The sequence below is a fragment of the Wolbachia endosymbiont (group B) of Apotomis betuletana genome (assembly GCF_947250475.1).
Classification (GTDB): Bacteria; Pseudomonadota; Alphaproteobacteria; order Rickettsiales; family Anaplasmataceae; genus Wolbachia.
Genome location: NZ_OX366320.1, coordinates 338245 through 350264 on the forward strand (window position 1 = coordinate 338245; position 12020 = coordinate 350264).

Genomic DNA, 12020 nt, shown 5'->3' on the forward strand with positions numbered 1-12020 from the left:
GTTGTCCATCCGACTAAAATAAAACATCATGCAAATTCTTGAATGCCTCTGCAGCCTTTGCTCCTGATCCACCTAGGATACTGGTTATACTAGAAAAATGTATCCCGCTATCTATTATATGACTTAGCTCATCTGTTTTCCCTCCATCCGACTCAAATAAAACATCATGCAAATTCTTGAATGCCTCTGCAGCCTTTGCTCCTGATCCATGCAAAACGCTGGCTATACCAGGCAAATATATCCCGCTACCTATTATATGATTTAGCTCATTTGTTTTCTCTCCATCCGACTTAAATAAAATACCATGCAAATTCTCGAATGCTTCTGCAACCTTTGCTCCCGATCCACCTAGGATGCTGAACACAACAGTCAAAGATAATCCAGCTCTTAGTATATCCTGTAGTTTTGATGATGGCTGTCCTCTATTATCAAATAAGGCATCATACAATTTCTCGAATGCTCCTGGAGCCTTTGATCCCGCTCCAATCATTAAGGAGGACACCTTCTCACTATTCAGACATCTGCGCGATATATAGGATATCCTGCTTTCTTGATTTACGATAAAAAACAAAGCATCATGGAAATCCTTAAATACATCTGCAATCTTTGCTGATGATATAGATATAACGTTGAATATTCTAGTTAAAGTAAAATCGCATTCTAAGTAATCGTTGAATTCTTTTGTTCTTTCTTTTTTTTCATCAAACAATACTTTATAGAACGAGTCGAATGCTTTTGAAAAATTTAATTTTGATTTATTTACAATGGATAGGATATGAGAGACAGTCAATCCATTATCTAACATGAGCCTTAACTTTTCCGATCCATCTTTCGAAAAAAATATACTATGAAGTTGATTAAACATTTCTGGAGACTTGTCTCCTGATTTACCCAAAGCACGAGAGATACTCTTCCAATCAAACCCAAAGTTTAACATGCAAGACAGCTCCTTTTTTTTTCTTCCTTCCTTATCAAACCAAATATTATGCAAGTCATTGAATACTTTTAGAGTATGCCTTCCTGACCCACTTAAAATGTAAGATATATCATGCATAGTGCACCCAGCATTTAACATATGCTCTAGTTCCTGTTTTGCTTTCCCCTCGCTATCAAAAAACTTATTTATCAACTTCTCCAATACTTCCACATGCGCGATCCCTCTCATACCCAGAATAGTGACCAAGTCTTGCATACTCATAACACTTGCTGACAGACGGATTAGTATCGCTTTGGGCTTTCCTTCAAAAAAAAATACATCATAAAACTTCCTAAAAATTTCTGCAGCCTTTCCTCTTACTCCTCTCATAATATTTTTTACATCATACAGAGTCAGTCCAGTACTCAAGATATGCTCTAGTTCTGGTGTTTTTTCTCCTTCTTTAGTGCACACAGCATTATGAAATTCATTGAATAACTTCCCCACCCTCACTCCCGAATTAGTCATAATGGAGAATACATGATTCATAGTGAACCCAATACCTAATACATGTTGTAGCTCATCTGTTTTTTTTCCGTTCGAATCAAAGAAAGTATTATATGCTGCCTTGAATGCTTCTTCAGACTTACATCCCGATCCACGAATAATAGACTGTATACCGCTTATATATTGATTTTTAGACAAGAAGTCAAACATCGCTTTCTCTTCTTTTGTTCTTAAAAAGCAAAAAAAAGAATCATCATTATTAGCTACCGTAGACTCAGAATTTAAAATTTCTTTAAGACCTTCAGCAAAACCCTTTCTTAAAGAGACAGGATCTTTTTTTAAGCTTTTTAAGCTCTCCCTTACCTTAACGTGATCATAGTTTCCACTCCCTATTACATTTAAAATCTCTTTCGCATTTTCCACAGCAAATACTCCACAATTATGACTGTCATGCTGCTGTTTGCAAGATACATCGTAAATATTATTCTTCGAGTATCCATTGCTTTCTAAAAACTCATCTAAGCAAGTCCGTTTAACAGAAGAAGCTTTATTCTTCATATTACGACCGACATTACATCTACCAGTAGCACTTACAAGACACGTTTCGATACCTTCTCCAAGAGAATCTGAATAGAAAAAAATATCTTCCTTCCTATTATCACGGATAGCAACCAATGTTACCCAGTGGTTAGAATTTTGATTAAGAATGTATATTAATTTCTTATCTCTATTCTTCTTGAACTTGTTTAATTGCGCTCGTAAGATTCCACAACCTTCAACTCCAAAAATTATATCATTACTTTCAGTCCATTTATAGATATGCTTTCCAAGATCCGAGATAACGTAATTTTCAAGAAAAGATCGACAATTATTACCTGTCAAGTTCTCTTGAAAATCTTTACTCAGAAGACATATACCTGAAGCAGGTCCCGCCTTTTTTTGATTCTTTGTAACAGGAGGCCCTTTTAATATTGATGACTGCTTTTGTGTTTCATTTTTAGAACTACTTATATCAGTAGAAGATCCTTGTTTTGCACAGCTTGGACCTACTAAATCACCTGCTATTTGTTCTGGACCTAGCACGAGTCTAGAGAAATGCCCTGTTGATAAAAATATTGTTTCTTGCTCTTTACTACCCCATAATTTATCTACCCTTACATACTTAGTATTTATCATTCTTGAGTCTGGTTTAAAATCATGTACATTTTGCTCAGAATTACCTTCAATATTGACGATAATTCTAGTATTAGATAGGGAAGCTAAAATAGGAACTTCTTCAATGAAAATAAAATAACTTTGACTTTGTATTTCTTCTAGATAGGCTTGATATAAGGATTCACTTTCAATAAACGTGTCGCTTATGAATTTAGGATTGTATCTAACGTCATAGTCTCTAATATGAAGACCAGGAATGTAACATGATAAATAGGGGAAAGTGTCTTCCTCGATAGGAGCAAGTAGTTTATTCTTGTTTTCTTCTTTACGTAAATCTGAGATAGTAAGAGAAACTTTCTTATTTCCTAAAGATCTGGTATTATACACATCAGTTATTACTGAATATATTATCTTTGCAAATTCGTCATCCTCACGAAACTTTGCTGCAATTGCTTCTCTTAATTCTCGAATGTCATTAGAAGCTTTATCAACCTTATCATTTACTTCTTTAGCGAAATCCTTTATTTTATGAGAGTTACTACCTAACTTTTCTGGTTCACCTAAAAAGGTAGTTAGAACTGAGTACAACTGACTCTTTAAATCAGCAGGCATGCTTTCATCGTTTAAACACGTAAATTGATTAAGAAATCTATGCCATTCCATTCTCATATCTTGCGCTCTTTCAGCCCGATACCCATCAGGTGTATAGTCACCAAACACTGCATGAAAAAAACAGTTACCATCACCCACTGTTTCACAAACTCTTGTAGTTTGTTTACAAACAGGTAAATCAGACATATTTCTACTTAACATAGCTTTACTTATAAATATAGATATAAAACTTTCGGTGTATGTTGCAAGTGAATCACAATATCTCTTGAAAGTTTTATATCTATATTGATCCAAGCAAAATCTTTCCTACAAATCAGCTCCTCGATCGTACTGCAAATCTAGGATGACGTTGTGGCAACGGTTCTGCTGCTTTATCTTTATTCACTCAAAACTTATATGTAGGTATTTTATCAATACCCATAAAACATTATTCCTCTAGCCCCTATATGGCGAACAAGCACAAACGCCCGCACTCCTTGCGCCATTTACTACTCATTTCTTAATTTGTGTATCATAGATAGTCGAAGCTACCACACCCTTAAAATTTGTCAACCATCATTTTAGAAGATTTTTTAGATTTGGAATAATTTTTGATAACGAGCTCCATACATGAACTCTTGTTTATTTTAAATTTTGTTTTTGTTATAAGTTCGTTAATCCTTCTTGCAAGCAAGATAATATTAATTTAGCAAAATATATTACTTAATATATCAATTGAATTAACCATTTTCAGCAACCAAAGCCACAGGCGGTGAGAATCGTTCGTTTTGGGGTAGATTGGTCTACCAAATAACCAGTACGAACTTTTTTATATGGCAATTTCACTGTGCGCTAAAATCAGCTGTATTAGCTAACTTTCGCTAAATTTACATATAAACTAGTTTGCTTAGCTTTGTTGCAATAACTTTACGTTTTTATTTTTACAACCCTGTTTTACGCGGCTTATTCTCAAAAATATATGACGTTTTTTACTTGTTAAAAAAGTAAACATTCAAGATTTTTGTCACACTAATTTTTAGTACGTTTCTGAAGCTAAAATGAATATTAATAATCTTATATATAATATAAAAAAATATATAAGTCTTGATTTTTTCATAAAAATAGCAAATAATTAAACCATATTATTTTAATAGAAAAAATTATGACTTTAGAGTGGAGAGAAATATTAGATGTAGCAAGTGATCCTAAAATTTCAATGGATATAGATAAACAAACTAACTTAAAGGAAACGTTGGTTCTTTTTTTAAGGGAGGCTATAGATAAACAAGATGTTTCAACTATTATAAATCTATCCGAACGTTTTACACAAAAACTCACTGAAAATGGATGCAAGTACCATGATTCATTACTCCCAATTACTCGGGAAATATATAAAAATGCCCTTATAATTGTAAGCAATGATATTGCCAAGCTTAATGAAAGAAGTCTTAATCAGATCATTAGTGGAAAAGTAGGACAGATCGAAGCAATTTTAGCTATAGCTTCATTAATTGATAACAAGCAACTTATAAAAAAAATGTTAGACTTGGTTGAAAGGAATATAAAAAACAACCTGGAAGGACAGCAAGTTCTTTTAAAGAGTTTAATTAATATACTAACATACTCGATAAAAAATGAACGTTTTCAGACTATTGGGTATATATGTCACAGACGATTCTCTCAAACTTTTTGTCCTGTTATTCGAGGAACATATATAAAAGCATTTGCAGATAGCAAAGTAGTAAAAGAGCTAGCAAAGAAAATAAAAAAACAAGAAAAATCTACTGAATATGAGTTTTGGATGGAGTTGACAAAATATCTTGCAAAGATGAACAATCATTATCCAGAAGAAAGTAAACCGAAAGAAAATAATGTGATTTCTCAAAATAAAAAAATGTATATTGTAGCTACTTCTGCACTTGTAGTAGCTGTAATTATTTCAGGGATAGCTATTGCAGTTTACTCAGGAATGTTAGCGGTAGGAATAGCAGTTGGAGTTTGTTGTCTAATTGCTGATGCAGTCATATACTATTGTAATAACCCTTTAAACTCACTTGAGAATAGCAATGCTGAAGCTGTAGTAAATCAAATAACAGTGTAAAATTATAACTTAAGGGGTAAGGAGATATAGCAGGAGAGTTGGCTTTGTTACCTATGAAAGGTCGATTATACAAGCAACTTATTGAAAATCTTATTTTTTGTAATCAGTTTATCCAATTTAGTTGGAGTGTTAAGTTTACTAATCTTTCCATAATTGAGATTAAAGAATTGTAAATAATTTATAGATTCTTCCGAAGAAATTATCTTATTTTTTATTGGCAGACAGCTTGCTTAAACCCGTAAAATTTCTCCATACGCTTTTTCCTGCATTCTATAAGCTAATCTCGGTATCAGATATTTCTTTGAGTGTCTAGGTGCTTCTTCCCCAAACACCTTCTTCCACATTCTCCTTAGCTCTTCTAACGTTTTTTTCTCTAAATTCATTACTTTCTTTTCTATTTCTTCCTCCATATTTTTAGCCTTTCATAAATAACTTTTCAATTCTGTCTGTTTCTTTCTTCAATACTTCAGTTACTTCTTTACTGTTTTTCGCATAATCCATCGCTATCATTCCAAATTTATCCGCTTGCTCTATTTCTGCTCCTGCTTCCACTAACTCTTTTACTATTTCCACTTTCCCCACCATACATGCAAGGTGCAATGGAGTGCATTTACCTCCATATTCCTCAGCATTTACATTTGCTCCTGACTTTATCAATTCTCTAACTGTTTCTAGACGTTTCTCCGTTACTGCTAGGTACAGTGCTGTATATCCTTCTATATCTTTAGCATTCACATTCGCTCCTTTTTCGACTAATAACTCCACTGTTTTTACCTCTACTGCATAATGTAGAGCTGTTCTTCCATTCTCGTCTCTTGCATAAATATTTTTATATGAGTTCTCTAATAGTGACTCCTCTTTTCCTTTTTTACTCATGACCTACCTCACCTTTTCTTTGAATTTAAATCCCTTTTCTAAGCCCTCCTTTTCACCACCTCATCTATCATCTCATTTACTTGGCTCATTATTTTGCTTGCTAAATTTTCACATTCTTCCTTTATTAGCGATTTGTCTCTCTTCCTTATTTCTCCTATCTCTATTATTTTTAGTTCCGGCATATAGCTTCCATTCAACATGTCTGCTATTTCTCCCACTAGCCCCTCTATTCCATAGCACGTCAGTTCTCTACTTTTTGTTATTCCTCCTTTTTCTCTCAAAAATTTATAGCCCTTCCCATAATAGTCCAAAAAGGTCATAAGAAAGAAGAATCGACAGCATGACGAAAAGATTTGAATAAAGGAATGTTTTTCCTGGTTCTGTTTTTTATAGCAAACCAATAATGTTCAATTTTGTTAAAATCTGGAGAATATGGAGGAAGATATAAAATTTCTGCACCAACTCCTTTAGCAAATCTTATTAGACTTATGAAAAGTAGCATTATCAAGGATAACAGTTTCTCCACTCTCTCCTTCATCCAATGCTTCCATTACCTTTTTTCTTAAGTCATAACTATATGCTACTGGCATCCTTACCTTCCACTACTATCAATCCATATCTTACTCTTTTTGGACTATTATGAGAAGGGCTATAAATGACCTAAAGGAGAGAGGAGTAGATGATATTCTGATAGCTTGTGTTAAAAAGCTTTCCTACAGCTATAAATAGCGTATTTCCTAAAGCAGAAGTACAGTTATGTATAGTACATCAGATAAGAAATTCTCTGAAATATGTATCGAGTGAAAGTTTTCATGAATGATCTGAAAAAAATATATCGTGCTTCAAGTAAAGAAATTGCTGAGAATTATCTTCTTGAGCTGGAAGAAAAATGGGGAGAAAAGTATCCTTTAGTTATAAAATCCTGGCAGAACAATTGGGAAAACTTATCCAGTTATTTTAAGTATTATGGGCCAGTTAGGAAGCTGATTTACACCACTAATCCAATTGAGGGGTTGCATAGACAAATCAGGAAATTTACTAAAACTAAGGGTTCATTTACTAGTACAAATGCCTTGTACAAACAGGTATATTGTGCTATAAAAAAGGTAGAGCAAAAGTGGATTATGGCTCTACCTAATTGGGCTTTAACTATGTCTCAACTTGATATTTTCTTTCCAGATAGATTGAAAATTGAGTTGAACTAAAAATGCGGCTTGACACACTTTTTTGAACATTCCCTTTTATAGATAGCAAACTCAACCCTCCTGCTATTTCTCCTTACCTTGAGTTATAATCATTCCACTGTTATTTGATTCACTATAACTTCAGCATTGCTATTCTCAAGTAACTTTGAAGGCTTATTACAATAGTATATGATTTCAGCAGCAATTAGACAAAAAACTCCAACTGCTATTCCTACCGCTAACATTCCTGAGTAAACTGCAATAGCTATTCCTGAAACAATTCCAGCTATTGCTAATGTGAAAGCACATACAGTAGGCAGTTTATTTTTTTCTTTACTTCGTGGAGCATCATTATTTAAATTACTCGGCTGTTGATTATTATTTTGAATACCATTTGTTTGATCTGTTGCTACAACTGAAGTTTCTGAGTATAACCTTTCTGGAACTAACGGTTCTTCATCTGTGTTGCTCTCTCTAATAGTTGCATAATTATTACTATTATCTTCTGCATTAGACTGCTCTTGAACTGCTATTGCAAAGTTTTGCATTACCGCCACTTTTAATAGTCCATCGATGATGATGCGATATTCATCCCTATTTGGTATATTTCTATTGTAATTAGGTAAAACGTTTTTAATACTTACGCTAAAGTACTTATTTATCTCTGCTAAAATTTTTTGCCGTTCAAAGGTAATTTCTTCAGGATTATCAATATTTACATTGCACACAGCAAAATCTTCAAGAGCTTCTTTCAATTCTGGATGAGATTCCGCATGTTGAACTAGATTCTTAGCCAAATCTTCCATAAATGGCTCAATGTTCTCTTCTGTAATAACATCTTTTTGTGCTTCTAGCTTTTGTTCTTCTTCTAAATAATGATCATATTGTTCCAAGATCTCAGAGCTAATTTCGTCTATACTATTAATAATGTGGGTCCATGTACCTTGAATGCAGGCACTGCTACCTTCACCATATGTTGTTGACGCTATATATATTTGTTTTAGAAGAATGAACTCTTTTTGCTCTCTCCAGATCTTTTCTATATCTAGATCACTGATTTCTTTAAATAACACATCTACTTTTTTATTGTCGTCTATATCATTTAACAATGTATGTAGTTTCGTTTTATCAAGTTGTTCTGTATCGAAATCTCCAAGTTCTCTCTTTACTGCAGAGAGTTTGCTCATTACTAAATATTGGTTTTGTGCCATGAGAGTAACTAGCAATTCTTTTTTTTCTTTCAATGGAATGGAAAAATTATCAATAAGTAGTTTTATACGGCCTATAGATTCAGGTATAGTAATTTTTGCATCATCTTTTGTATAATCATATTGTAATCCTTGTGTAGGATATCCTTTGCCATATTCATCGTGGGAGTTCTTTTTTAAATACTTCTTTTTTAGTGCTTCCTTAACTTTATCAATAATATCCCCAATAAAATCTTTATCATTAGGCACAGGATTATCACCTAATGTTTTCTCCATCACATCTCTTTTTTCTTTGTCATTTACACTAAGAAGATTTAGTCTTATTGGATCATTCTGATATTGTTTAAGTAGTTCTATACTTTCTACGTAAGAAGTCGCTGCTTGCTTTAACTGTTCTTCATCTGCTTTCGTCGATTCAACAAGTTTTTTAGCAAGAAAGTTTGTTTTTTTAACTGCTGGACTTGCATGGACAGATTGGCTATCTCGTGCAATGCGCAAGTCATCTCTTTTTTGTTCAGGTCTTTGTTTAGGTATCATACCACGTTCAAAGAAAAACCTTTGCATTCCAGGGTCGTGATTATAGAAATGAGATAGTGTGTGTCCTTGCTCATTTCTTGAATTAATTAGAAAAGGATATTTATCATAGTCATCCAGCAAAACCTCTATTCCCCCTGTATAACCGTGTTGTGCAAGATCAAAAAACAAACTTCTTATAGTGCTTTCATCTAGCTTGCGAACATTACTCTTAGATTTTGCTCTTGCTTGAGACCATGATTTTTTCAGACGTTTACAAAAACCCATAGGTTCGTTATTACCTTTTATATGAGTAATTTTATCTATGAATTCGCAGTATTTCTCAGATTCGGCTAAAGCTTTTGCTCCTTTTGCATCAATATTATTGTCATTTAAATAAAGTCGAGTAAGCTTTGTAAGATTACCATTAGCTAAAGCTTCTGCTCCTTCGTTAGCAATATTGTTTTTAGTTAAATAAAGTCGAGTAAGCTTTGTAAGATTACCATCAGCTAAAGCTTTTGCTCCTTCGTTACCAATATTATTATCCGCCAAATTAAGTTGAGTAAGGTTTGTAAGATTAGCTAAAGCTTCTGCTCCTTCGTTACCAATACTATTATTCTTCAAATTAAGTTGAGTAAGGTTTGTAAGATTAGCTAAAGCTTCTGCTCCTTCTTTACCAATCATATTGAGACTTAAATCAAGTTGAGTAAGGTTTGTAAGATTACCATCAGCTAAAGCTTTTGCTCCTTCGTTACCAATCTTACACGAACTGAGAGAAAGTTCTTTAATATTTTTGTTCTCTTGCAAATAGCTTATCAAATTATTGATATCTACTTTTTTATCATACAAATGTAATCTGTTGCCTTCAACATACTGACTGAAAATCATTTTTACCTACTAATGTTATTTAATTAACAATTATAACAAATTGTTTTACAATTATCAACTTTACTAATATATTAACTGAACTATATTATAGTTTGCAGAAAATACTAGATTCTATAGCGTTACAACAAATTTGATCATTTACTCTTTTAAAAATCGCAAAAAAGTACATACATTTGTGAGAGCAGCTCAAATAAAAGCAGGATTGTGAAAATAAAGATGTAAAATTTTGCAACAAAATCAGGCAAATTAGTTCGTATGTAGATTTAGCGAAAGTGAGCCAATATGGTTAATTTTAGCGTATAGTAAAATTATTATAAACAAAAATTTGAACGTATCACTTGGTAGACCAACTGATTCCAAGAAAAATTGTTCTCACCGTCCCTGGTTTTGAGCACTGAAAATGGCTATATTATTTAAGCTATTAGTAAAATACGTTGTTAGATTAATACTAATTTTCTTAAGGAGGAATTTAAGGCAAACTCATAATGAAAACAGAATTTGAAGGTAAAGAAAAATCCCGTACCGACCTTCTTAAGAGACTTTTGCCTAAAACTACTTTGGGTTAGAAAATTTTCTACAATAATGATTGACAAGTTTTAAAGATAGAATACTATACTTAAAATGTAATTGATAATCTAATTAATTAAGGTAGTGGCTATGTTGCGTTCAGATATTCCAAAAGTTTTGTTTTCGTCTATTAAAGAGGATGATCCCCATAGAGCATCTAAGCTTTTTCAAATTGAACGCTGGTGCTATGCAAATTGGCGTCTGCACCAAAAAAGTGGCAAGAAAGGACGTAATTTTCTTGCACAGGTATTGTCTAGCGAGGATTGTTGGAAAAAAGTAGACAATTTACACGGAGTTAAGCTTGATAGGCAAATGGTAGGTAAAAAATTGATTGTGCAAAATTCAAATAGTCCTTTTAGTACTGATAAAAGATATGAGATTGCCTGTCGTTATTGCCTGGAAGAAGATATTATTGCTCTATTTGAAGAGAGAAAAAATAAACTATCAGCTCAAGGTAAGAGCAGTCTGTTGGAGTATGGTCACTTAGTTAAGACTCTAGGAGGCAACCTTTTAATAGTTTTTTGGTCACATTTTGTTAGTGGTTACATCTCTAAACTAAATTTAGATGGCTGTCATCCATATGAGTACGGGCTTAAATGTGCTGTGAGTCTTAAGCAAGAGCAGGCAGTGGAATTCTTCTGGAATAAAATAAAATCATTACCTGAAAGTGAGATGAGCGAACAGAAAAAGGATGAAATCTTGATGAAGACAGCAGTATATGTAGCAGGGAACCGTTGTAATAGTTATCCTGAAATATTCGAGTTTTATTTTAGTCAAATAAGTCCTGATAAATATCCAGAACTTCTAAAAAGAGACTTAGCTGAAAATGGTTATTATGGTAGTCTAAACACGCTACAGGGTGCACTTCGCTTTGATCAATTTCAAGCATTGTTTGACTATTTGAAACCAAGTAATGTTTCAGAAGATAAATATCTTGTCTGGCTACACTATATAAAAACAGAAAACAGCTCATATTATGCTGGTGAAGGTGCAAAGCTTTTCATGCATATGTGGAGAAAGGAGGGATTTGATAGCCATCGTACTTATGTGCTGAAGGAAGAAGTTTGTAATAGATCTTGCTTTCTTGTTACAAGTTTATTAGTACCTTGGGTAAATCAAAATTACATGGAACCGGTATGGGCAATATTAGATAAGGCTAATTCTGATCAAATTAAAGAATTTATGGATTCTAGGCAAGCGGAGTATATACGATCTGTGTTAGAGCAAAGAGATATTGATTCATTAAATAAATTTTTATCATACGGTAAGTCTACAGCTGAAGGGTTTACTAGCTTGACTGAGGTTAAATTAAGCAAAGCATGTGAGCAATTAGGGTTGGGCAATTAAGGTATTATAAGGCAATTCTATAAAACAGGTGATGGTTTCTTGTTACTACTTTAGCTTCTGTCAAAAAGGCGTTGCATTATAATATAAATGTTATATATCCAAGTTAGTATGCAGGTAAAAATAGCTTATATTGTTGATATCTCTGATAATAAATAGTGGATTTGGTA

Annotated in this window: 5 protein-coding genes and 4 pseudogenes; 3 read left to right on the plus strand and 6 right to left on the minus strand. The window is 33.1% G+C overall.

Translation table 11 applies throughout. The features are described 5' to 3' along the window. Positions 1-13 precede the first annotated feature (13 nt). Complete coding sequence (locus OOK82_RS01555; protein ID WP_264704323.1) at positions 14-3391, minus strand: C48 family peptidase; 3378 nt, start codon at positions 3389-3391, stop codon at positions 14-16. A 940-nt stretch (positions 3392-4331) separates the two neighbouring features. Between OOK82_RS01555 and OOK82_RS01560 the strand changes: the two genes are divergently transcribed. Then, a complete protein-coding gene (locus OOK82_RS01560) occupies positions 4332-5270 on the plus strand; it encodes a TomO hydrophobic C-terminal domain-containing protein (RefSeq protein ID WP_264704324.1) in 939 nt (312 codons plus the stop codon). Positions 5271-5506: 236 nt separating this feature from the next. Here the strand turns inward: OOK82_RS01560 and OOK82_RS01565 are convergent. From OOK82_RS01565 to OOK82_RS01580, 4 genes and pseudogenes are all read right to left on the minus strand, one after another. After that, positions 5507-5680 (minus strand): annotated as a pseudogene (locus OOK82_RS01565) (DUF2924 domain-containing protein); the annotation flags it as partial. A gap of 4 nt (positions 5681-5684) precedes the next feature. Continuing rightward, positions 5685-6146, minus strand: coding sequence for an ankyrin repeat domain-containing protein (locus tag OOK82_RS01570; protein ID WP_264704325.1), 462 nt, complete (start codon positions 6144-6146; stop codon positions 5685-5687). 38 nt (positions 6147-6184) lie between these two features. Then, positions 6185-6442, minus strand: a pseudogene (locus OOK82_RS01575) (ankyrin repeat domain-containing protein); the annotation flags it as partial. A gap of 20 nt (positions 6443-6462) precedes the next feature. Next, a pseudogene (locus OOK82_RS01580) lies at positions 6463-6676 on the minus strand (transposase); the annotation flags it as partial. Between the two features lie 121 nt (positions 6677-6797). Between OOK82_RS01580 and OOK82_RS01585 the strand changes: the two are divergent. Beyond that, a pseudogene (locus OOK82_RS01585) lies at positions 6798-7351 on the plus strand (IS256 family transposase); the annotation flags it as partial. Positions 7352-7440: 89 nt separating this feature from the next. Here the strand turns inward: OOK82_RS01585 and OOK82_RS01590 are convergent. Then, positions 7441-9939, minus strand: a complete 2499-nt coding sequence (locus OOK82_RS01590) for a TomO hydrophobic C-terminal domain-containing protein (RefSeq protein WP_264704326.1) — start codon at positions 9937-9939, stop codon at positions 7441-7443. Positions 9940-10596: 657 nt separating this feature from the next. On the opposite strand from OOK82_RS01590, the gene OOK82_RS01595 reads away from it, so the two are divergent. After that, a complete protein-coding gene (locus OOK82_RS01595; RefSeq protein ID WP_264376371.1) occupies positions 10597-11853 on the plus strand; it encodes a hypothetical protein in 1257 nt (418 codons plus the stop codon). The last annotated feature ends 167 nt before the right edge of the window (positions 11854-12020 follow it).

Excerpts from the sequence above, each read along its gene's own strand:
- OOK82_RS01555 (WP_264704323.1), bottom strand. The coding sequence starts at position 3,391 with ATGTTAAGTAGAAATATGTCTGATTTACCTGTTTGTAAACAAACTACA.
- OOK82_RS01560 (WP_264704324.1), top strand. The coding sequence starts at position 4,332 with ATGACTTTAGAGTGGAGAGAAATATTAGATGTAGCAAGTGATCCTAAA.
- OOK82_RS01570 (WP_264704325.1), bottom strand. The coding sequence starts at position 6,146 with ATGAGTAAAAAAGGAAAAGAGGAGTCACTATTAGAGAACTCATATAAA.
- OOK82_RS01590 (WP_264704326.1), bottom strand. The coding sequence starts at position 9,939 with ATGATTTTCAGTCAGTATGTTGAAGGCAACAGATTACATTTGTATGAT.
- OOK82_RS01595 (WP_264376371.1), top strand. The coding sequence starts at position 10,597 with ATGTTGCGTTCAGATATTCCAAAAGTTTTGTTTTCGTCTATTAAAGAG.